The following is a 20,976-nucleotide window of genomic DNA, read 5'->3' on the forward strand; positions in this document are numbered from 1 at the left end:
AGGGCATTGTGCATGCTTTCGGCTGTTTTGTGAAAATGTACCTGCTGAAACGAGGCTTTCTGGACGGTAAGCAGGGCTTTCTGATCGCGCTGCTGTCAGCCCACTCCACCTTTGTGAAATACGCGGATTTGTGGGCCCGGGATAACGACCCACATTACAAACGTTAAAACTATTCGGTGGGATTGGCGCGCCAGCTATTGATCTGCGCCACCACCATGTTGATATCAATCCGCGCCATATCTTCCTGATCCGCTTTTTCTTGCGCCTCTGGCGGGCAGAAGGCGAGATGGCGTCCTGTTGAATTAAGTGGTCGCCAGCGCAGTGGTGTCGCCGAACGTTTCGCCGGGAAAAAGCCCACCGTCGGCACATCAATCGCTGCCGCAATATGCAGCGGCCCGGTGGAACCGGCAACAAACAGTTGGGCACAGGCCAGTGAACAGGCGAAATCCACCAGGCCGTCGTTTTTGTCGTACACCACTGCCCGTCCGCCAAGCTGTTCTACCTGCTGTTGCAACTCCCTCGCTTGCGCTTCTTCACCCGGGCCGGCAGTCAGTATCACTTCATGTTCGCCATCCAGGCCCTGGATCAGTGTGGCGTATTGTTTCAGCGACAGATTATTGGCCGAGCCACCGCTACCGGCGTGGATATAAATCCACGGCAACTTGCCATCCAGTTGCAACTGCTCAGCCAGTTTGCTGCGCTGCGCTTTGATCTGTTCATCACTGAAGCTGAGATACGGCGCAGAAGGTTCAACAATTGGCTGGTCAATATCGCGCAAAAATGCCCGTACCAGATCCAGATTGTACTCATATTCCGGCTTGGCCGATTGCGAACGCTTCTGCTTGATACGGTGGTTGTAAAAGATTTGCGCCAGTTTAGTCGCCGGTGCCAGCCGGTAGGGAATGCCTGCTCTCCAGACCAACATGGCGTTATAGCTGGTAGAGAACAGATTAATTGATGCGTCAAACTGGGCTGCTTTCAGGTTGGCTACTAACGCACGCTGATCCGGCTTACTGCCCTGTTTGGTCGGGTCGATCATCACCTCGTCTATCCAGGGGCATAACTCGGCCAGGGCAACGGTATATTTGGGGACTAAGGCGGTGATGCGACAATCCGGCAGCGAGGCCTTCAGCATCGCAAAGCTGGGCCAGGCCAGCATAAAATCACCAATCTTATCGTTGCGGATAACCAATATATTTTTCATCGTGCTTCCTGGTTAAGGGCATTGTTGCCAATGATACCCACATCAATAGGTAATTGTGAGCCTTTTTGTTACTATTGAACAAGATATAACGCAAGTGGGCCAATTATAGTGAGTAAGAAACGTCTATCCCGGGTGATCTATCCCGGCACTTTTGATCCTATTACCAACGGACATCTGGATATGATCGAGCGTGCCGCCGATATGTTTGACGAAGTGATCATCGCGGTCGCCGCCAGCCCGAGCAAAAACACTATGTTTACCCTGGAAGAACGGGTCTATTTTACTCAGCAGGTGACCAAACATCTGCCTAATGTCAGCTCAAAAGGCTTCAGTGGTCTGATGGTGGATTTTGCCCGTCAGGAGCAGGCCAATGTGCTGATCCGCGGCCTGCGTACCACGGTCGACTTCGAGTATGAATTTGGCCTGACCAACATGTACCGGCGCTTGATGCCCGGCCTGGAAAGCGTCTTTCTGACCCCGGCGGAGGAGTATGCCTTTATCTCCTCCACTATCGTCCGTGAAGTAGCGATCCATGGCGGTGACGTGAGCAATTTTGTCCCGGAAGTGGTCGCGGAAGCGTTAAAGGCCAAAGCCAAGGTCTAAACCTGACACGCCGAACAGAAGAAGGTATTCCGCTGGCCGATTTTCTGTGCCTGGATCGGTTCGCCGCAATTTGGACAGGGCTGACCCGCCTTTCCGTATACCTGCAGTTCCTGAGCAAAGTAGCCTGGCTTACCGTCGGCCTGGGCAAAATCTTTCAGCGTGGTGCCGCCCTGCATAATCGCGGTGGCCAGCACGGCTTTGATTTCGTCCACCAGCTTATGCCACTCGGCAGTCTTTAGTTTCCCCGCCGGACGGGTCGGATTAACGCCGGCACTGAACAGCGCTTCATTGGCGTAAATATTGCCAACGCCCACCACCACTTTATTGTCCATGACAAACTGTTTAATCGCGACCCGTTTACCATTGGCCTGCTGACTCAGATAGTCGGCATTGAACTGCTCAGTCAGCGGTTCCGGCCCCATGTTGCCGAGTAACGGATGCGGCTGACCAGGCTCACACCACAGCCAGGCACCAAAGCGGCGTGGATCGTTGTAGCGCAGCACTTTGCCGTTGGCCAGTTTCAGATCCACATGATCGTGTTTACCCGGCGCAATATCGCCATCCAGTACCCTGAGCGATCCCGACATACCTAAATGCACCAACGCGGCTCCCTGCGAGGTTTCTATCAGCAGATACTTTGCCCGGCGGGAGATCTGCTCTATCACCTGTCCCTCCAGTTGTTTCAGCTCTGGCGGGATCGGCCAGCGTAGTTTGGGAGTACGAACCGTCAATTGCTGGACGGTCTGGCCAATCAGATGCGGCGAAATGCCCATTCGGCTTACTTCAACTTCCGGCAATTCAGGCATAGCAGGGTTCCTTACAACAAACGAGACGAGATGTTAGTGACAGTATACTAGTTAAAGGGGGTTTACTCAGGCATCAGGTAGCCCGCATCGACCGACACCGCAATCCAGCGCTGCTGCCAGTTGCTCATCAGCCAGAACTGCGGAGTTTGGTACAGGGTGATCCGTTGCGGCTCTTCCAGATCCTGATACCAGACTTCAATGGTTTGTGGTTGGTTCAATTTAGGAGACAGTGTCTGGTAGGTCGCCTCATCCACTTCGGTGCCGACAATCTGCTGCCAGCGCCCGGCCAGTTCTTCGGGGGCAATCTGGGTAGCCACACTACTGCGCCAGCGACCCTGGTTTTTCTCTAATGACCACTGTTGAAAGTGCAGCGCCTGCAGCTCTGCATTGGGGTTGAGCAAGCTGGGATAGGCACTGGTTACCGGCTCCGACAGGAAATTTTGCAACACGGTCGGTAGGTTGATTAGTGCGATGAAAGCGATCGTGGCGACGATCAGGACATTATTCCAACGCCGGCGGCGGTTCGGTTGGGCTGACATTACAGCGTCCTTTCAGTTAGTTAGCTAACTGAAGTATAAGGGATAAATCCATCAGTAGCGAGACGGCGACCACCTCAGGCGAGTCGGGCTACGACAACTACCTGGCTACTGTTTGCCAATCACTATGCCCAGATAAAGAAAAACCCGGCTAACAAGCCGGGTTTTATACAATCGTCATTTACACAATTGCTGAAGCGGGATTCAATTACTTGATTTTCGCTTCTTTGTACATAACGTGCTGGCGAACTACAGGATCAAACTTTTTGATCTCGAATTTACCTGGCATGTTACGTTTGTTTTTATCAGTTGTGTAGAAGTGACCAGTACCTGCTGAAGATACCAGACGGATTTTCTCACGAATGCCTTTAGCCATTGCCTAATTCCTCTTAAACGTTTTCGCCACGTGCACGGACATCAGCAAGAACAGCATCGATGCCTTTCTTGTCGATAATACGCATGCCTTTAGCAGATAGACGTAGTTTAACAAAACGTTTTTCGCTCTCTACCCAGAAACGATGAGTTTGTAGGTTCGGCAGAAAACGACGCTTAGTAGCATTTCGTGCGTGTGAACGGTTGTTACCCGTTACTGGACGCTTACCAGTTACTTGGCATACTCGGGACATGAATGTCTTCTCCAAATCGTTTCAGCTCGATATCAACCTTGGTGGCCGAACCTCTCTATTTCTAATCAGAAGTTTGAGGTTAAAAACCGTTATGGAAAATCCATACAAGGCTATCAAAGGTCGCGCATTATACTAACTTGACATGCATTGCTCAAGACCCGAACAGATCCTTTTTACAGGATTTGGTGATCTTTTTTTAAGCAGAGCTGAGTGTAAGTTCAAAAATGTGGACGGATTGTAGCAGAAACTGGCGGGTGAACAACCAAAAAGTTTGCCGTAACAGCATGGCTTTTCTGCTCAACTTGACTTACAAAAATTAGTGCCTGCCGGATCCTGCGCGAATAAAAGTGCAAAAATGGCCATTAGCTTGGCTTAACTCCTTGTAAGCCAAGCGTTTTAACTTCGCTCTTTTGCATTTTGTGCCACGGCAGTTAACTATATTCTTCTCCCGCGGCAAAGCCGTCGCCGCGCTAACCGCTACAGCCAGCCACGCTCCGCAAACGACACCACTTCCCCATCACCGACAACAAAATGATCCAATATCCGAATATCGACCAGTGCCAGCGCGTCCACCAGCCGGCGGGTGATCCTTCGGTCAGCCTGACTCGGCTCTGCCACTCCGCTGGGGTGATTGTGCGCCAGGATCAGGGCTGCCGCATTATAATGCAGCGCACGCTTGACCACCTCTCGCGGATAGACCGAGGCAGCGTCCAGGGTACCTTCAAACAGCACTTCGTCTTCAATCACCCGATGCTGATTGTCGAGAAACAATAAATAGAAGGCTTCCCGCTGCCTGTCCCGTAACATACCGGACAGGTACAGCTTAGTGTGCTCCGGGCTGGTCAGGGCATCACCGCGCTGTAAAGTCTCACTCAGGTAACGGCGGGTCATTTCCAGCACTGCCTGCAACTGAACGTATTTGGCCTGCCCCAACCCCTTATGACTGCAGAACTGCTGCTCACTGCTGGCAAACAGCTGGCGCAAAGAACCAAACTGTTTTAACAGGCGGTCGGCCAGCTCCAGCACATTCATACCCTGCGTACCGGTGCGCAGAAAGATCGCCAGCAATTCCGCATTGGTCAGTGACTGCGGCCCGTGCGACAGTAGTTTTTCTCTCGGCATCGACTCCCGCGGTATCGATTTCATAGTTGCTCTTCTCTGGTCGCTAAGATTTAACCAAGCAAGTTAGCATCTTGCGCCAGTCAGCTATATCGCTGTTTATCCGCTAAGCCGAGTGGCGATATAGAATGCGAGCTCAAAAGCTAGCGGATGTAACTAAGGTGTCGTTTGCCAATGGTGCCACGGGCGTGACCCGACATCCGCTTCACCGGCGGGAATCTTTGAACCACCGCCCTGCCATGCTATCTTAGCCGCAGTAAATTTGAGGGAAAACAACATGCAAACATTGGCTGGAAAAAACATCCTGCTCGGCATCAGCGGCGGAATTGCGGCTTATAAATGTGCGGAGCTGACCCGTCGTCTGATTGAACGAGGCGCTCAGGTACAGGTAGTAATGACCGACGCGGCGAAAGAGTTTATTACCCCGTTAACCATGCAGGCCGTCTCCGGCCGGCCGGTGTCAGTCAGCCTGCTCGATCCTGCCGCCGAAGCGTCCATGGGCCATATCGAGCTGGCCAAATGGGCCGACCTGGTACTGCTGGCTCCCGCCACCGCCGATCTTATCGCGCGCATGGCCGCTGGTATGGGGAATGATTTGCTCACTACCCTGCTGCTGGCCACCGATGCCCCCATCGCGGCAGCGCCGGCAATGAACCAGCAGATGTACTGCAGCCAGGCCACTCAAGAAAACCTGGCCACACTGGCCCGTCGTGGCACTATGCTCTGGGGCCCGGCAGCCGGAGAGCAGGCCTGTGGCGATGTCGGCCCGGGGCGCATGCTGGAGCCGATGGAACTGGTGCAGCAAGTTGAACAGTTTTTTGCCCCTAAACTGCTGGAAGGCCTCACGGTGCTGCTGACTGCAGGGCCTACCCGCGAAGCGATCGACCCGGTACGTTACATCAGCAATCACAGCTCCGGAAAAATGGGTTTTGCCCTGGCACAGGCCGCCCGCCAGCTCGGTGCTGACGTCACCCTGGTCGCCGGTCCTGTCTCGCTGCCGACTCCGGCAGGCGTTAACCGCATTGATGTGCAGAGTGCCCAGGATATGTATCAGGCGGTGATGGCGAATGCCGGACAGCACCAGGTATTTATCGCCTGCGCCGCGGTCGCCGATTATCGCCCGGCCGATATTGCCGAGCAGAAAATCAAGAAAACCGATGACACAGACGCTATGACCGTCACTATGGTGAAAAACCCGGATATCGTCGCCTCGGTGGCCGCGATGGCAAATCAGCGGCCGTTTACCGTCGGCTTTGCCGCCGAAACCCAGGACGTTGCCCACTATGCCAAAGGCAAGCTGGCGAAAAAGAATCTGGATATGATCTGTGCCAATGATGTTTCTGTTGCGGGACAAGGATTTAACAGCGATCAAAATGCCGTGACTGTCTACTGGAAAGATGGTGAGCAATCACTTACTCTAGCTTCCAAGCATGAATTGGCGCTGCAGATTATGACTCTAATTGCAAAACGGCAGCACCAGCAGGCTTAACACTAAAAATTGTCTATTCAGCATTCCTTAAAAAAACTTAAAAACACAAGGAACTCATTCATGGCCGGCACAAGAAAAACCAATCGTCGTGAAGAAATATTACAGGCTCTGGCACAAATGCTGGAGTCGAACGAGGGAACGTCCCGTATCACTACCGCTAAACTGGCCAAACAGGTCGGCGTCTCCGAAGCGGCGCTTTATCGCCACTTCCCGAGCAAAGCACGGATGTTTGAAGGCTTGATCGAATTTATCGAAGAGTCTTTAATGTCGCGCATTAACCGTATTCTGGATGAAGAGAAAGACACCCTGAGCCGTATCCGGCTGGTGTTGCAACTGATCCTGGCATTTTCAGAGCGCAACCCGGGACTGACCCGCATTTTGTCCGGTCATGCGCTAATGTTTGAAAATGAGCGGTTACGTGAACGGATTAACCAGCTGTTCGAGCGTATCGAAACGTCCTTGCGCCAGATACTGCGCGAGCGTAAGTTGCGCGAAGGCAAATCATTCCCGGTTGATGAAACCATCCTGGCGGCACAGCTGCTGGGCCAGGTGGAGGGTAGCCTGAACCGGTTTGTCCGTTCCGATTTTAAATATCAACCTACGGCTAACTTCGACCAGTACTGGGCTCTGTTGAGTGCCCAAATTGAATAATTACTATGAGCAACAAAATCGGTAAACCTGAATTTTCTGTCCGCCTGCTTCACCCGAAATACTGGGGAGTCTGGTTTGGCTTTGGCCTGCTGGCTGCCCTGGTCAATCTGCTGCCCTATGCGGCGTTGTTCCGGCTGGGGCGTGGCCTGGGCAAACTGGGCATGCGGCTGGGTAAATCCCGGGTAAAAATCGCCCGGCGTAACCTTGAGCTGGCATTTCCGGACATGCCGCAGCAGGAAATTGACCACCTGGTGGAAGAGAACTTCAAAAATACCGGCATGGCGCTGATCGAAACCGGCATTACCTGGTTCTGGCCCACCTGGCGTTTTCGCCGCATCCTGATCGATAAAGATACCCGCGCATTGCGTCAGCAGTTAGACAACCAGCGCGGCGTGTTACTCTGCTGCGTCCACGCCCTTAACCTGGAAATCACCGCCCGCGCTTTTGCGGTACTGGGCACCCCAGGTTATGGCGCATACCGTCCACACAGCAATCCGGCCTATGAGTTTGTCCAGTATCGTGGCCGGACCCGCAACGGTAACAAACTGATCTACAGGACGGATCTTAAACAGATGATCCGGGTTCTGCGCCAGGGTCATCCGCTGTTTTATCTGCCAGATCAGGATTACGGCCACAACAAATCGGTATTTGTACCGTTTTTTGCCGTCGAGCAAGCCTGTACTACCACAGGTACCAGTATTCTCGCTTACACCAGTAAATGTGCTATTGTGCCCGGCTCGGGCTTTCGCAACCACGACGGAAAGTATGAAATCATGGCCGACAAAGCCATTGATGACCACTATCCTAAAAAAGACGAAGTGGCCGCTGCAGCCTACATGAACAAGTACGTGGAAGAGATCATTCTGCGCGCACCGGAACAGTGGATGTGGCTGCATAAACGCTTTAAATCTCTGCCCGATAAATCACTCACCAACTCTCGCTATCAGTAATAAAGGTGTGGCGTTCAATGAGCGACAAATCCAACAGCACAGATCAGTATCTGCACAATCCGACCTTTGAATGGTCTTTTCTCCACCCGAAACATTGGGGAACCTGGCTCGGAATTATCTTCGCAGCCCTGTTTGCATTTATTCCCTACCGCTGGCGCGACGCCCTGGCCCGTAAGCTATCGGTGTTTATCGTGCGTAAAAATGGCCGGGTGGTGCGCCGTGCCCGGGTCAACCTGGAATACTGTTTCCCGGAAAAGTCGCCACAGGAGCGCCAGCAGATCCTGGAAGAAACCTTTGTTAAAGCCGCCCAGTACATGCTCGGCTACTCTGAGTTTCTGGTTCGCTCGACCAAGCACAACCAGAATCGCGGTGTCATGCTGGGCGAAGAGAACCTGCTTCCACTGCTGGATGCCGGTGAAAAAGTGATCATCCTGGCGCCGCATGCCTGGGCGGTGGATTATCCCGCGGTGATGCTGGCAGCCAAGGGTTATAAAGTGACCACCATAATGAAGCCGCAACGCAATCCGATCGGTGACTGGCTGATGCACGTGCAGCGAATGCAATACGGCGGCCGTATTTTTGCCCGCGAGGCCGGCGTGAAACCTTTCGTCCGCTCAATTAAAGACGGCTATCTTGGTTACTGGTTACCCGATGAAGATTTCGGCGCCCAGAACTCGGTATTTGTACCCTTCTTTGCCACTGAAAAAGCCACCTTAAAAGGGTTTGGCAAAATGGCCCGCTTGTCCCGCGCTAAAGTGGTGCCTGTGCTACCGGCTTATAATGATAAAACCGGTAAATATGAGGTGCATATCCTGCCGGCGCTGGAAAACTTCCCGACCGGTGATGAAGAAGCCGACGCCCGGGCGATGAACCAGGCCATCGAGCAGCTGGTACGGCCAAGGCCTGAACAGTACATGTGGAACCTGTCGCTGTTGAAAACCCGCCGGGATGGCTCGGCCATTTACGACAACTCCCATAAAGGTGATCAGAGCTAAACCGGACAGCCTAAAAACAACAGCCCAGCAATTTGCTGGGCTTGTTCTTTCTGCAGTTAATATCGACGGTTAGATGCCGTACTCGGCGCGGTAGGCTTTTACCGCCGCCAGGTTTTGCTCATCGTCGCCGCGTTCTTCCAGGTAGCTGACCAGATCGGACAGGCTGATGATGGAAATTACCGCACAGCCAAAATCACGCTCCACTTCCTGGATGGCAGACAGTTCGCCCTTACCTTTTTCCTGGCGGTCAATCGCCACCAGTACACCGGCCAGATCGGCACCGTTGGCCTGGATGATTTGCATCGATTCGCGAATCGCAGTACCTGCAGTGATCACGTCGTCCACCAGCATGATACGGCCTTCTAACGGACTGCCCACCAGATTGCCACCTTCACCGTGATCTTTGGCTTCTTTGCGGTTGAAGCAGTATGGGGTGTCGATGTCATGGTGATCGGCCAGCGCCACTGCCGTGGTCGCGGCGATAGGAATACCTTTGTAAGCCGGACCAAACAACACGTCAAACTGCAGACCAGAGTCCGCCAGTGCCGCAGCGTAAAAACGACCTAAACGGGCCAGATCACGTCCGGTATTAAACAAGCCAGCGTTGAAGAAATACGGGCTTTTTCGACCGGATTTCAAAGTAAATTCACCAAATTTCAGGACTTGTTTTTCTAAGGCAAACTCAATAAATTCGCGCTGGTAGGCTTTCATCACACTCTCTCTTTAACTTACCCGGCCTCATTGCACCGGAGAAAACAGTTGGGTTAACTTACTGCTGCGCAAGGAGTAACCCTGCGCAGGCAAAAAAATAGCTCCCTGCAAAGGAGCTATTGATTAATCACGAATCCGCTAACGCAGATTTTTGCGCAGCGACGATATCGGTAATGCCCTGTTTGGCGACATCCAACAGTGCCAGCAATTGATCGTGTGAGAAGGGTTCGCCTTCGGCGGTCCCCTGCACTTCGATCATGCGACCGTCTTCAGTCATGACCACATTCATATCAGTATCGGCGGCTGAATCTTCCACATATTCCAGGTCACACAGCACATCGTCACCAAGCAGACCAACTGACACGGCGGCAACATGGCCTTTCATCGGGTTAGCTTTCAGCTTGCCGCTATTCAACAGGTACTGGAACGCATCGGCCATCGCCACGCTGGCACCGGTAATCGACGCGGTACGCGTGCCGCCATCGGCCTGAATCACGTCGCAATCGACAGTGATCATGATTTCACCCATGGCTTCCAGATCCACTACCGCACGCAGACTGCGGGCGATCAGGCGCTGAATTTCCATCGTCCGGCCGCCCTGTTTACCATTGCTGGCCTCGCGGCGGGTACGGGAGTGGGTCGCTCGCGGTAACATACCGTATTCTGCCGTCACCCAGCCTTTGCCCTGGCCTTTCAGCCAGCGAGGCACGTTCTCTTCGATAGAGGCATTACACAGCACTTTAGTGTTACCGAACTCAACCAGCACGGAACCTTCAGCATAGGCAGTGTATTGACGGGTGATTTTTATAGGACGAACTTGATTCGCCTGACGATCGTTAGGACGCATTGACAACTACCTTCAGCAATTGGGGACAGATCAGATTGGGGCGGCATTATAACGGATAATCGAATCAGGCGAAAGCAAGCGGCTGAGAGATGGGTTACTCGTAATGACGATGCCATTGGTTATGAGGGAAAGCTTGTGATCCATCTAAAATGCTGCCAATTGCCAACTTTGCTACTTAACCAGCTTGCGATTAATATACCTGCTTCAATGCGCTATAAATTATCCAGCGGACACATAACAAATATTTATCGAACAAAAACAATGAATTGGTGTCCATAGTTATTCAATTGCTTACCTATACATCCCAAGGTCTCATTTTTATGAATGCTGTAAAACGACAGCTCGGTCCCATTTATCCAATAGTTGCCGGCAGTCTGGTTATTCTGGCGCTATTTACGCTATCCCGTCTTGGACTATCTCTGTGGCATGCTGATCGAGTCAGTGATGCCAATGGCTGGCTAAGCGTATTTTTGAGTGGCCTGCGCATTGATATTGCCTCCATCTGTTATCTGTTCATTCTGCCATCGCTACTTTCCAGCCTGCTGTCCGGGGAACATCTGCTCGGTCGCTGCTGGCATCTGTTACTTCGGGTATGGATTACCTCCGGGCTTTGGTTAGTGGTTTTTATGGAAGTCGCCACACCGCCGTTTATTATCGAATACGATTTGCGACCAAACCGTCTGTTCATTGAATATCTCACCTACCCGCAGGAAGTATTCAGCATGCTCTGGGGTGGCTACAAGCTGGAATTGCTGATCGGCAATCTGGTGAGCTTAGCGACGCTAATATTAGGCTGGAAGTGGAGCCGTTCGCTGGTCATTGGGCTCAGTTATCCCAAATGGTATTGGCGCCCCCTGATTGCCCTGCTTGTGGTTGCACTTGGGGTTATGGGCGCACGTTCTACGTTCGGTCACCGGCCGCTAAACCCCGCGATGGTGGCGTTTTCCAGCGATCCGTTGATTAATGACCTGACGCTTAACTCATCTTATTCGGTCATTTTTGCCGCTAAACAGATGAAAAGTGAAGCCAGCGCGTTTCAGTATTATCCGCCGATGGATAAACAGGAGATTATTGAGCAAATACGTGCCTCAATGAACGTCGCGCCGTCAGATTATGTCACCGAGCAGCAACCAAGCCTGGCAAGGCACACTGCCAGCTATCAGGGCAAAGCGAAAAATATCGTCATCCTGCTGCTTGAAAGTCACGGCGCCCGGTATGTGAAAAGTTTAGGGGGGCAGGATCTGTCACCTAATCTGGACAGCTTGATGCAGCAAGGTTGGGCCTTTACCCGAATGTATGCCACCGGCACCCGCTCAGTGCGGGGGATAGAAGCGGTCACCACCGGCTTTTCTCCTACACCGGCCCGCTCCGTGGTAAAACTGGGTAGAAGTCAGCATAATTTCTTTACCATTGCAGGGTTACTGGATCGCAACCAATACCACACCCAGTTCATCTATGGTGGCGAGAGCCATTTTGACAATATGAAGAGCTTCTTTCTGGGCAATGGTTTCAAAGATATCCAGGATTTACCCAAGTTCAGTAATCCAAGCTTTGTCGGCTCTTGGGGCGCATCCGACCAGGACCTGTTCAACAAGGCTGATGAACAGTTTTCTATGCTCTCAGAAAGTGAACAGCCGTTCTTTAGCCTGGTGTTTACTTCTTCAAACCACAGCCCATTTGAATATCCGGACAATGTCATCACACCGTTTAACCAACCGAAGCAAACGGTAGAAAATGCGATTAAGTACGCGGACTTCGCCTTGGGTGAATTTGTCGCCAAAGCCAAACGCTCGCGCTACTGGGATAATACTGTGTTCGCCGTTATCGCCGACCACGATGCTCGCGCTTATGGCACCCTGCCCGTGCCGATAGGCCACTTCAAGATCCCGGCTATTATTTTTGGTGGCGGAATCCAGCCTCGCATGGACGATCGCCTGGTCAGTCAAATCGACCTGGCACCAACCCTGCTCTCGCTGGCAGGTATCGACAGCATCAACCCTATGATAGGACATGATCTCACCCAGCCGTTATCAATAGACAAGCAGCGTGCAATGATGCAGAGAGACAAAAATTTCGGCTGGATGACGGCTGACAATCAAGTCGTGGTGATACGGCCGGAACAAGGTATCAGCAGCTATCGCTACGACGAAAAGAGCGATTCGCTGACTGATGCACAGCTTGATCCTGACATCATTAAACGCGCGCACGCTAATGCCATGTGGGGCAGTTTAGCCTTCGAACAGAACTACTACCGAGCAGAACCGACAGATCCGCTCATTTCCAAATCAGCACAACCCAATTAAGTATTAAGGTAACACTATGAAACCAGGTCGAACCGGCATTACCCGCATTGTTTATGCCACAGGCTATTCATTCAAAGGCTTACGGGCCGCATGGCAACACGAAGCGGCATTTCGCCAGGAGATTGTCTTAACCGCTATCATGACAGCCATTTCATTCTTGCTGCCGGTCACAGCCGTCGAGCAACTGCTGATGATAGGCAGCTTAGTGCCGGTGATTCTGGCTGAACTGATGAACTCCGCCATTGAAGCCGTGGTCGACCGGGTCGGAAGCGAATGGCATGAACTGAGCGGCCGCGCCAAGGATATCGGTTCCGCCGCCGTATTTGTCACTCTGGTCTTTGCTGGCTTCACCTGGCTGACCATTCTGATCTAACCCAAGCGGATGTTCACAAATGCTTACGGCCAAGTCGCCAACCGATGAGCCAATGTGAGTACCTACTGACAATTCAGCGGTCTATGCTAATATGAGCACCGTTTTATTAAATAATTGATCGAGAGCTAAGGAATAACTGATGATTTACAGCATGACGGCGTACGCACGTAAAGAAGTAAAAGGAGACTGGGGCAGCGCAGTGTGGGAAATCCGTTCCGTTAACCAACGCTACCTGGAAACTTACTTCCGCCTGCCAGAGCAGTTCCGCGGGCTGGAACCTCTGCTGCGCGACCGCTTCCGTAAACGTCTGGCTCGCGGCAAAGTAGAATGTGCGCTTCGCTTTGAAGCCAACCCGGCGGCCAGTGCCGAACTCTCGATCAACGAAGCGCTGGCCCATCAGGTGATCAAAGCGGCCAATCAGGTGATGCATATGACCGGTGAACTGAGCCGCATCAATCCGTTCCAGGTAATGCAGTGGCCCGGCGTAATGGAAACACCAGAACAGGATATGGATGCCATCAACCAGGAATTGCTGTCTGCATTTGACGGCGCACTGTCAGAGTTTATTGAAGCGCGTGGCCGTGAAGGCGACAACATGAAAGCACTGATTGAGCAGCGTCTTAGCGCTATTACTGACGAGGTGACCAAAGTGCGCGCCCGAATGCCAGAAGTACTCGAATGGCAACGTGAGCGACTGCTGACTAAGTTTGCTGAAGCCAAACTGGAACTGGACCCTGCCCGGGTCGAACAGGAACTGATCCTGCTGGCCCAGAAATCGGATGTCGCAGAAGAACTGGACCGCCTGGATTCCCACGTGAAAGAAGCGACCAATGTACTTAACAAAGGCGGCTCGGTAGGACGCAGACTCGACTTTATGATGCAGGAGTTTAATCGAGAGTCTAACACTCTGGCGTCTAAGTCCATCAGCACCGACATCACCGCGTCTGGCGTGGAACTGAAAGTGCTGATTGAGCAGATGCGCGAACAGATCCAGAATATCGAGTAACCTTCGTTTAAAACTGCGAATTCAACAAGCCCTGCAAGTCAGGGCTTTTTATTGTTTGCGATTACCAAATAAAAAATGGTTATCTAAAAGTGCTTTATACCTCGCCCTGACAGTCGGGCAATTGAATTGCTGTGACTAACGTGGATAATAAAGCAACTGTAATCATTGGGTTCCATCAGTCAACGTCCGATGTGACCGCCATTTTCAGGCATCAACTGAACGTCTAGATGACACAATAAAGAACTAATATAGCGGCGAGACCATTGCCGGCTATAGAGAAGAATTAAAGGGAAGTTAAGCTTGAAGTTATCGACAGCTAATGAAGTGCATGTTGATCAGAACGCCACTGCGGGGAACCTTGCCACTCAAAGTATCCAGCTCAAGTTGAATCGTATTAGCTGGGCACTACTGTGTTCACTGCCACTGATGACCACGACTGTACAGGCTTCTCCCTGGCTGGAAGCCCGCGATCCGTTTTTGCGTGCTGACTTAGTCCGATTGTCGGATGCCGGACAACTTTCCGCCCCAGTGAATAACTACCCGCTGCGTTGGTCCACCATAGGTGATGACCTGGGCCGGGTGGAACACAGCCAAGATGCCCCGGGTATTCTCCGCGCTTCCCGACACGTCAATTATGCCCTGAATACCGCCCGCTATGGCCGCGGCAATCGCAGTTTTCATGCACTGTATAACAGTGAGCAGCCCAGTGACATCGGCTTTGGTCAATTCAACCGAGATCAATGGGGTACGGCTGCCAGCTACGAACACCTGGCCAACAGCTTTGCATTCCGGCTTTCAACTGGCTACAGCAAATACAACGGCGAAAAAGATTTTACCTGGCAGGACAGTTACTTGTCCCTGAACAGTGGTCGCTGGTTGTTTTCATTTGGTTCTCTGAACCGTTGGTGGGGACAAGGCTGGCAACACAATTTGATTCTTGGCTCCTCGGCTCAGTCAGTCCCAGAACTCAGCGTGAGTTATATGGGTAATAATCGGCTACTGGGCGGTTGGAGTATTGAAGCCTTAGTGGGCAGCCCTGACCAGGCTGTTTTTGATCATCACAGTGCAATACGTCTGGTGGCCAAACCACAGCAGTGGGTTGAATTTGGAATCACCTACCAAACCTGGTTTGACGGCAGTAAAGTCTCCGGCAGCAGTCATCAGTTGGCTCTGGATGGCCGGTTGTCGTTACCTGAGCTGGCGGGGATGCATCATGGCCTATACAGCGAACTGGCTTCCACCCGGAATAGCGGAGAGCTGGGCGCCTACCTGATAGGCTGGTCAGGCCAATTCGACTTTGCTCTGCACAGCTGGCGCCTGGTGTTGGAAAAACTGAACTCCACCGACGCCAAACAAAGCCAGATCGGCTTTCACAACGGCACACAGTGGCCACAAAACAGTTACCCCAGCAGCCATAAACAGGTGCCACGAAATAGCTATCCTATCGACGAAAGCTTGTCAGCGGCGCTGTATTTGCAGTTGGAAAACGATCATAACTTAAGCCTTGTTTACAAAGATTCGATGTATAACAATGACCAATTGATCAGCACCGATGTGACATACCGACTACCTGCATTAGCAGGGATGGTGCATCTGGGCATAGGCTACAGCAACTGGGATTCTACCGGTAAACAGACTAACTTATGGACCGGCTATGAATTCAGGTTTTAATCAAAATAACGACTTTGGTATTGACGGCGAAGGGATGCCGTCAATGTTGACTCATATTCTTATAATTACTGACGTTTAAAAATGTTAACAAAAAAAATAGCAACCTTGTGTATTGCAGTAGTAACCAGTCAGTTGGCCTTTGCAGTTACACCGAGCGCCGAGCAACTGGCACAATTTCAACGTCTTCCGCGTGCGCAACAGGAAATGTTAGCGCAGCAGTATGGATTCGACCTCAGCAGCCTGGACGGTGCCTCCGCACCTGCGCAACGTGAGTCCAGTACGGTCGCCGCACCAGTAAGGGCGACGAAACCGCTGCAACAGCACAGCAACTTAATTGCCCAACCAGATTCTGAAACCAAGCTGAAAAACTTCGGCTATCAGGTTTTGTCCGGTGAGGTGGAGACCAACACCCCGGTCGATAACCTGCCTGTACCGCTAGATTATGTGATGGAGTCCGGCGATGAAATCAGCGTACAAATCTACGGTAAAACCAACAAGCAGCTGGCGCTGAAGATTGACCGCGAAGGCAAAATCAATCTTCCAGAACTCGGACCGATTGCCGTCTCGGGCCAGACCTTTGCCCAGGTACGGGATCAGATCACCCAAATGGTCGAGCGCAAGATTATCGGTGTTGAAGTCGTGGTCTCAATGGCCAATATGCGCACCATGCAGGTCTATGTGGTCGGTGAAGCTAGCAATCCGGGGGCGTATAACGTCAACGGCCTGACAACCATTACTCAGGCGCTGATTGCCAGTGGCGGCATTGAGGAAACCGGCAGCCTGCGGAATATTCAGCTGAAGCGCAAAGGCAAAGTCGTCGCCCGGCTGGATTTATATGACTTACTGCTAAAAGGCGACACCTCAAGTGATGTCCGCCTGCTAGCCGGTGACACCCTGTTCGTCCCCGCCAAAACATCCAACCTGACCATTGATGGTGAAGTACTGCGCCCAGCCATCTACGAATTGCGCGGCAGCACAACGCTGGCCAGCGCGCTGAATATGGCGGGTGGTGCACTGCCAAAAGCGTATCTGTCTAAAGTGAATGTTCGCCGTCACACTGCCAGTGGCATCAAGCAGTTCACTCTGGATATGACCAAATCAGCCGGTCGACAGTTTAAGCTACAGTCTGGCGATGAAGTAAAACTGAACCCGGCATCAGCCAATCTGCGCAACGCGGTCGCTCTACGCGGTGAAGTGGTTCGTCAGGGCGCACAAAGCTTTCAGCCTGGCATGCGCGTCACCGATGTTATCACCTCAATTGAAAACGACCTGAAGTTCAGCGCAGATTTAAACTACGCCCTGTTGGTGCGGGAAGTGGATGATTCGCGCAATATCGAAGTACTGCAGTTCAACCTGGGCAATGCGCTACGCAACCCTCAGTCTGCCGACAACCTGGCGCTGCATGAAAAAGACCAGATTTTCGTCTTTGATAATGGTATCGAGATCGATTACTGGTACGGCAAACAGCAAAACGCCAAGGCCCGCGTAAACCGTTCGGGAGAAGATCTGGCCACTATGATTCAACCAGGCCTGGCCCGAGAGACCGAGTTTGTCGACACTGAAACCGGCGCGACAGTGACCAATGATAACCAGCTGACGCTAAACGTCGAAGGAGTAGAAAAAGTTTCAACCGGCGAAAGCCTGCAGCTGACCAGTCGTGAAGCCCTGTTGAAGCCGATTATTGAACGCTTAAAAGCCCAGGCCACTTTTGACGACCCAGCCCGACTGGTGACTATCTCTGGCGCAGTTAAATTCCCCGGAACCTACCCGCTGACCAAACAGTCTGATATTGCCAAGTTAGTCGCGGCAGCCGGCGGCATGCTGGAAAAAACCTACCTTAAGTCAGCAGAACTGACGCGCAGTACCCGAGACGGTGATCGCTACTCCACCCAGCATTACACTTTCTCTCTGGAAGAGGCGTTAGGTGGTGCGAAAGTGATCAACCTGCGTCCGCTCGACAGCCTGGTGGTGAAAACCATTCCAGACTGGCAGCAGGACATGACCGTTGAATTGCAAGGTGAAGTGGTCTTCCCAGGAACTTACAGTTTCCGCCGCGGCGAAACGCTACAGGACGTAGTAGCGCGTGCGGGTGGCCTGACTCAGTACGCGTACCCTGATGGCGCGGTCTTTAGTCGCGAGCAACTCAAGCGCCAGGAGCAGGAACGTTTGCTACTGCTGAACAATCAGCTCAAGCAGGAGATCGCCAGCTTGTCACTGCGCCGGCAAAACTCCTCTGCCACCTACCCTACCCGCCCGTCGGAAGCATTGGAAATTGTTGACCAACTATCGAACGTGAAACCCGTCGGGCGTCTGGTTATCGATTTGCCGGAAGCACTGGAAGGCAGCAGTTCGGCCAATATCATGCTGGAAAAAGGCGACAAGCTCTATATTCCGGCGGTTAACTCGACCGTCAGCATTATGGGTGAAGTTCAGTTGGCCTCTAATCACACTTTCCAGCCAGGTATGACGGTAGAAGATTATATCTCTGCTGCCGGTGGTACCAAAAAGCAGGCCGATACTGATCGTATCTATGTGGTAAGAGCGAATGGCTCGGTGATGATCCCGAATAATTCTTTCTGGTTCAGCCGTAAAGATAAGCCGCTCGAGCCGGGTGATACCATCGTAGTGCCGATCGATACCGACTACCTGGATGGCTTAAGTACCTTAACGTCCGCCACCCAGATCCTGTATCAAATCGGTGTCGCCTGGAGTGCGGTCAACCGCTAGTTTAAACAGTGAGGCAAGCATTGCTGGTATACGAATGCTTGCCTGACAATCCAAATACGCAATGGGAAGGCTACTCCCCGTGAATGAAGTAACTATGAAACAAGTTCAACTACCACCTAATCAGGGCTACGCGAATTACATGGCACCTGAAGTCAGCCAGGACGATGAAATCGATCTGCGCGAGTTATTTCTCGCCCTGTGGAAAGGCAAGTGGATCATCATACTGACGACGTTGGTATTTTCTGTTGGCGGGGTGCTCTTTGCGCTGTCGCAACCGAATACCTACCAGTCAAAAGCTGTACTGGCACCATCCAGCGATGGCGGTAAAAGCGGTATTGCCAAAATGGCCGGACAATTGGGCGGCCTGGCTTCGCTGGCAGGTATCAGTGTCGGCGGCGGCGAAACCGATCAAAAAGCCGTCACCCTGGCTACGCTGCAGTCACGCCTGTTTATCAATACCTTTATCAGCAAGCACGATCTGCTGGTGCCTTTGCTTGCAGCGGAGAAATGGAATCCGGACAGTGGCGAACTGCTCCTTGACCCTGAACTCTATGACAGCCAGAGCCAGCAATGGGTGCGGGAAGTCAAACCCGGTAAATCTGTGGTTCCGACCGACTGGGAAGCTTATAAAGAGTTTAAGGAGCTGCTGTCCGTTTCCGAAGCCAAAGATACCGGCCTGGTTGACATCTCCATTACCCATTACTCGCCTGTCATCGCCCAGCAGTGGGTTGAGCTACTGGTTCAGGATCTCAACGCCTGGATGAAAGACAAATCACTGACAGAAACCCGCCGTAATATCAGTTACCTGGAGCAACAACTGGATAAAACCGTGGTCGCCGATATGCGCTCAGTGTTTTACCAGTTAATTGAAGAGCAGACCAAAAACCTGATGCTGGCGGAAGTGGAAAGTGAATACGCTTTTAAAACCATCGACCCACCCGTCATCGCTGAAGAGAAAGCTGGCCCCAAACGCGCCCTGATATGCGTACTGGCGGCGCTACTCGGTGGCATGCTGGGTGTCGCAATTGTCCTGATCCGGTTTGCGTTCAGAAAGCCCGAGCAAAACGACTAACCAATTACCGTTATATTTCAAAGGCCCTGTTTAACAGGGCCTTTTTTGCATTACCTGCGTATTGCTCACAGTCAATGACTCTACTTCTGTTAAACACACCTTCCGTCAACAAACACGACTTACCCTTGTGAAGATCCTATGGATCATGATACTCTTCGGCTCCATTTTTCTGGCCTAAATTTCACCAGTTATGCTATCTGGTCCCGGTCAGTGCTATCTTTTAATCAGGTGTGGCAGTGTGCGGCACCTTTATCACAGCGGAACAGTACAGATGGGTAAAGGTACCTTATATATCGTTTCTGCCCCGAGCGGCGCAGGTAAATCGAGCTTAATTTCAGCGATGTTGGAAACCAATCCAACCTACGCGATGAAAGTGTCTGTTTCGCATACCACCCGTGCCGTACGCCCTGGCGAACAGGATGGCGTGCACTACCACTTTGTCAGCAAAGAGCACTTCGAGCAGTTGATCGGCAGAAGTGAATTCCTCGAGTATGCTGAAGTGTTTGGTAATTACTACGGTACCTCGCGAGTCTGGATCGAACAGAATCTGGATAAAGGCATCGATGTCTTCCTTGATATCGACTGGCAGGGCGCACGCCAAATCCGTGAGCAAATGCCTGAGTGCAAGAGCATTTTCATTCTGCCACCATCCAACGGTGAACTGGAACGCCGGCTGAACGCCCGCGGCCAGGACAGCGACGAAGTGATCGCAAAACGTATGGCGGAAGCCAAGTCCGAAATCTCGCACTACCAGGAATACGATTACGTGATCGTCAACGACGATTTCGATACCGCTCTGATGGACTTCAAAGCCATCATCCGCGCAGAAAGATTGAAGCAGGATAAACAAGCTGCTAAATATAAAGGCATGTTGAATGCCCTACTGGCTGAATAATTCAGCGTTATTTAAGAGTACCGCCGTGCGTAACGCTAGAATAAGCACACGTTAGGCTGTATAATTTCTCGTCATTCAAAATATTAGTTAACTAATTGGAGTCCTCATGGCACGCGTAACAGTTCAAGACGCTGTTGAAAAAGTTGGCAACCGTTTCGACCTAGTTCTGATTGCGGCTCGCCGCGCTCGTCAAATGCAAACTGGCGGTAAAGATTCACTTGTGCCAGAAGAGAACGATAAACCGACCGTTATCGCTCTGCGCGAAATCGAAGAAGGTCTGATTACCAAAGAAGTGCTGGATGCGCGTGAGCGTCAGGAACAGCAGGAACAAGAAGCCGCTGAATTGGCCGCAGTGAGCAGCATTGCCCACAACCGTTAATTCTGGTTTTTCA

The 20,976-nt window shown here is 52.0% G+C and carries 21 protein-coding genes and 1 pseudogene; 14 read left to right on the plus strand and 8 right to left on the minus strand.

Going from position 1 to position 20,976, the window contains the following annotated elements; translation table 11 throughout:
- Positions 1-167: pseudogene (locus tag ACQY6F_RS08760) on the plus strand (glycosyltransferase family 2 protein); the annotation flags it as partial.
- 2 nt (positions 168-169) lie between these two features.
- Here ACQY6F_RS08760 and ACQY6F_RS08765 read toward each other — a convergent pair.
- Positions 170-1,204, minus strand: coding sequence for a glycosyltransferase family 9 protein (locus ACQY6F_RS08765; protein WP_428773712.1), 1,035 nt, complete (start codon positions 1,202-1,204; stop codon positions 170-172).
- Between the two features lie 108 nt (positions 1,205-1,312).
- On the opposite strand from ACQY6F_RS08765, the gene coaD reads away from it, so the two are divergent.
- On the plus strand, positions 1,313-1,807 hold the full coding sequence (gene coaD / locus ACQY6F_RS08770) for a pantetheine-phosphate adenylyltransferase (protein WP_428773713.1): 495 nt from the start codon (positions 1,313-1,315) through the stop codon (positions 1,805-1,807).
- On the opposite strand, the gene mutM is transcribed toward coaD, so the two are convergent.
- The 5 genes from mutM to radC all read right to left on the minus strand — a co-directional run bounded on the left by mutM (position 1,804) and on the right by radC (position 4,921).
- Positions 1,804-2,613 (minus strand): bifunctional DNA-formamidopyrimidine glycosylase/DNA-(apurinic or apyrimidinic site) lyase, encoded by an 810-nt coding sequence (mutM, locus tag ACQY6F_RS08775; RefSeq protein ID WP_428773715.1) that lies wholly within the window; start codon positions 2,611-2,613, stop codon positions 1,804-1,806. The two genes, coaD and mutM, sit on opposite strands and share 4 nt — an antisense overlap.
- Positions 2,614-2,675: 62 nt before the next feature.
- Entirely contained in the window at positions 2,676-3,152 is a 477-nt protein-coding gene (locus ACQY6F_RS08780) for a hypothetical protein (RefSeq protein ID WP_428773716.1), read from the minus strand.
- Between the two features lie 205 nt (positions 3,153-3,357).
- On the minus strand, positions 3,358-3,525 hold the full coding sequence (rpmG, locus tag ACQY6F_RS08785; RefSeq protein ID WP_002535344.1) for a 50S ribosomal protein L33: 168 nt from the start codon (positions 3,523-3,525) through the stop codon (positions 3,358-3,360).
- A 13-nt stretch (positions 3,526-3,538) separates the two neighbouring features.
- The gene (gene rpmB, locus ACQY6F_RS08790) at positions 3,539-3,775 is read right to left on the minus strand and encodes a 50S ribosomal protein L28 (protein ID WP_428773717.1); all 237 of its coding nucleotides are present in this window, start codon (positions 3,773-3,775) and stop codon (positions 3,539-3,541) included.
- 477 nt (positions 3,776-4,252) lie between these two features.
- Positions 4,253-4,921, minus strand: a complete 669-nt coding sequence (gene radC, locus ACQY6F_RS08795; RefSeq protein ID WP_428773719.1) for a RadC family protein — start codon at positions 4,919-4,921, stop codon at positions 4,253-4,255.
- Between the two features lie 250 nt (positions 4,922-5,171).
- Here radC and coaBC point away from each other — a divergent pair, with 250 nt between their 5' ends.
- From coaBC to lpxM, 4 genes are read left to right on the plus strand one after another with little or no spacing between them, the layout of a single operon-like run.
- Positions 5,172-6,383, plus strand: coding sequence for a bifunctional phosphopantothenoylcysteine decarboxylase/phosphopantothenate--cysteine ligase CoaBC (coaBC, locus tag ACQY6F_RS08800; protein ID WP_428773721.1), 1,212 nt, complete (start codon positions 5,172-5,174; stop codon positions 6,381-6,383).
- Positions 6,384-6,443: 60 nt separating this feature from the next.
- Positions 6,444-7,034 carry a nucleoid occlusion factor SlmA gene (gene slmA / locus ACQY6F_RS08805; RefSeq protein ID WP_428773722.1) on the plus strand — a complete coding sequence of 197 codons (591 nt, stop codon included), beginning with the start codon at positions 6,444-6,446 and terminating at the stop codon, positions 7,032-7,034.
- A 5-nt stretch (positions 7,035-7,039) separates the two neighbouring features.
- Positions 7,040-7,984: a Kdo(2)-lipid IV(A) acyltransferase gene (locus ACQY6F_RS08810; protein ID WP_428773724.1), complete on the plus strand. Its 945-nt coding sequence runs from the start codon at positions 7,040-7,042 to the stop codon at positions 7,982-7,984.
- A gap of 17 nt (positions 7,985-8,001) precedes the next feature.
- Positions 8,002-8,979, plus strand: a complete 978-nt coding sequence (gene lpxM, locus ACQY6F_RS08815) for a lauroyl-Kdo(2)-lipid IV(A) myristoyltransferase (RefSeq protein WP_428773725.1) — start codon at positions 8,002-8,004, stop codon at positions 8,977-8,979.
- A gap of 69 nt (positions 8,980-9,048) precedes the next feature.
- Here lpxM and pyrE read toward each other — a convergent pair whose 3' ends face one another.
- Together pyrE and rph are read right to left on the minus strand one after the other, a co-directional pair.
- Positions 9,049-9,690, minus strand: a complete 642-nt coding sequence (pyrE, locus tag ACQY6F_RS08820; protein WP_428773726.1) for an orotate phosphoribosyltransferase — start codon at positions 9,688-9,690, stop codon at positions 9,049-9,051.
- A gap of 127 nt (positions 9,691-9,817) precedes the next feature.
- Positions 9,818-10,537, minus strand: a complete 720-nt coding sequence (rph, locus tag ACQY6F_RS08825; RefSeq protein ID WP_428773728.1) for a ribonuclease PH — start codon at positions 10,535-10,537, stop codon at positions 9,818-9,820.
- Between the two features lie 320 nt (positions 10,538-10,857).
- On the opposite strand from rph, the gene ACQY6F_RS08830 reads away from it, so the two are divergent.
- The 8 genes from ACQY6F_RS08830 (at position 10,858) to rpoZ (ending at position 20,963) form a co-directional block, all read left to right on the plus strand.
- The gene (locus tag ACQY6F_RS08830; RefSeq protein WP_428773730.1) at positions 10,858-12,840 is read left to right on the plus strand and encodes an LTA synthase family protein; all 1,983 of its coding nucleotides are present in this window, start codon (positions 10,858-10,860) and stop codon (positions 12,838-12,840) included.
- A gap of 16 nt (positions 12,841-12,856) precedes the next feature.
- Complete coding sequence (locus tag ACQY6F_RS08835) at positions 12,857-13,213, plus strand: diacylglycerol kinase (protein WP_428773732.1); 357 nt, start codon at positions 12,857-12,859, stop codon at positions 13,211-13,213.
- A 139-nt stretch (positions 13,214-13,352) separates the two neighbouring features.
- Positions 13,353-14,219, plus strand: coding sequence for a YicC/YloC family endoribonuclease (locus ACQY6F_RS08840; RefSeq protein WP_428773733.1), 867 nt, complete (start codon positions 13,353-13,355; stop codon positions 14,217-14,219).
- Positions 14,220-14,519: 300 nt separating this feature from the next.
- Positions 14,520-15,890 carry a capsule assembly Wzi family protein gene (locus tag ACQY6F_RS08845; RefSeq protein ID WP_428773735.1) on the plus strand — a complete coding sequence of 457 codons (1,371 nt, stop codon included), beginning with the start codon at positions 14,520-14,522 and terminating at the stop codon, positions 15,888-15,890.
- 81 nt (positions 15,891-15,971) lie between these two features.
- Positions 15,972-18,617, plus strand: coding sequence for an SLBB domain-containing protein (locus tag ACQY6F_RS08850; protein WP_428773736.1), 2,646 nt, complete (start codon positions 15,972-15,974; stop codon positions 18,615-18,617).
- Positions 18,618-18,756: 139 nt separating this feature from the next.
- Positions 18,757-19,689: a Wzz/FepE/Etk N-terminal domain-containing protein gene (locus tag ACQY6F_RS08855; protein WP_428773764.1), complete on the plus strand. Its 933-nt coding sequence runs from the start codon at positions 18,757-18,759 to the stop codon at positions 19,687-19,689.
- Positions 19,690-19,960: 271 nt separating this feature from the next.
- Positions 19,961-20,584 carry a guanylate kinase gene (gmk, locus tag ACQY6F_RS08860; protein ID WP_428773738.1) on the plus strand — a complete coding sequence of 208 codons (624 nt, stop codon included), beginning with the start codon at positions 19,961-19,963 and terminating at the stop codon, positions 20,582-20,584.
- A gap of 106 nt (positions 20,585-20,690) precedes the next feature.
- Entirely contained in the window at positions 20,691-20,963 is a 273-nt protein-coding gene (rpoZ, locus tag ACQY6F_RS08865; protein ID WP_047049053.1) for a DNA-directed RNA polymerase subunit omega, read from the plus strand.
- Positions 20,964-20,976 lie beyond the last annotated feature (13 nt).

Source organism: Vibrio sp., assembly GCF_050299255.1.
In the GTDB taxonomy this organism is placed as follows: domain Bacteria; phylum Pseudomonadota; class Gammaproteobacteria; order Enterobacterales; family Vibrionaceae; genus Vibrio.

Coding starts and splice junctions, on each gene's coding strand:
- ACQY6F_RS08765 (WP_428773712.1), bottom strand. CDS start 1,204: ATGAAAAATATATTGGTTATCCGCAACGATAAGATTGGTGATTTTATG.
- mutM (WP_428773715.1), bottom strand. CDS start 2,613: ATGCCTGAATTGCCGGAAGTTGAAGTAAGCCGAATGGGCATTTCGCCG.
- ACQY6F_RS08780 (WP_428773716.1), bottom strand. CDS start 3,152: ATGTCAGCCCAACCGAACCGCCGCCGGCGTTGGAATAATGTCCTGATC.
- rpmG (WP_002535344.1), bottom strand. CDS start 3,525: ATGGCTAAAGGCATTCGTGAGAAAATCCGTCTGGTATCTTCAGCAGGT.
- rpmB (WP_428773717.1), bottom strand. CDS start 3,775: ATGTCCCGAGTATGCCAAGTAACTGGTAAGCGTCCAGTAACGGGTAAC.
- radC (WP_428773719.1), bottom strand. CDS start 4,921: ATGAAATCGATACCGCGGGAGTCGATGCCGAGAGAAAAACTACTGTCG.
- coaBC (WP_428773721.1), top strand. CDS start 5,172: ATGCAAACATTGGCTGGAAAAAACATCCTGCTCGGCATCAGCGGCGGA.
- slmA (WP_428773722.1), top strand. CDS start 6,444: ATGGCCGGCACAAGAAAAACCAATCGTCGTGAAGAAATATTACAGGCT.
- ACQY6F_RS08810 (WP_428773724.1), top strand. CDS start 7,040: ATGAGCAACAAAATCGGTAAACCTGAATTTTCTGTCCGCCTGCTTCAC.
- lpxM (WP_428773725.1), top strand. CDS start 8,002: ATGAGCGACAAATCCAACAGCACAGATCAGTATCTGCACAATCCGACC.
- pyrE (WP_428773726.1), bottom strand. CDS start 9,690: ATGAAAGCCTACCAGCGCGAATTTATTGAGTTTGCCTTAGAAAAACAA.
- rph (WP_428773728.1), bottom strand. CDS start 10,537: ATGCGTCCTAACGATCGTCAGGCGAATCAAGTTCGTCCTATAAAAATC.
- ACQY6F_RS08830 (WP_428773730.1), top strand. CDS start 10,858: ATGAATGCTGTAAAACGACAGCTCGGTCCCATTTATCCAATAGTTGCC.
- ACQY6F_RS08835 (WP_428773732.1), top strand. CDS start 12,857: ATGAAACCAGGTCGAACCGGCATTACCCGCATTGTTTATGCCACAGGC.
- ACQY6F_RS08840 (WP_428773733.1), top strand. CDS start 13,353: ATGATTTACAGCATGACGGCGTACGCACGTAAAGAAGTAAAAGGAGAC.
- ACQY6F_RS08850 (WP_428773736.1), top strand. CDS start 15,972: ATGTTAACAAAAAAAATAGCAACCTTGTGTATTGCAGTAGTAACCAGT.
- ACQY6F_RS08855 (WP_428773764.1), top strand. CDS start 18,757: ATGGCACCTGAAGTCAGCCAGGACGATGAAATCGATCTGCGCGAGTTA.
- gmk (WP_428773738.1), top strand. CDS start 19,961: ATGGGTAAAGGTACCTTATATATCGTTTCTGCCCCGAGCGGCGCAGGT.
- rpoZ (WP_047049053.1), top strand. CDS start 20,691: ATGGCACGCGTAACAGTTCAAGACGCTGTTGAAAAAGTTGGCAACCGT.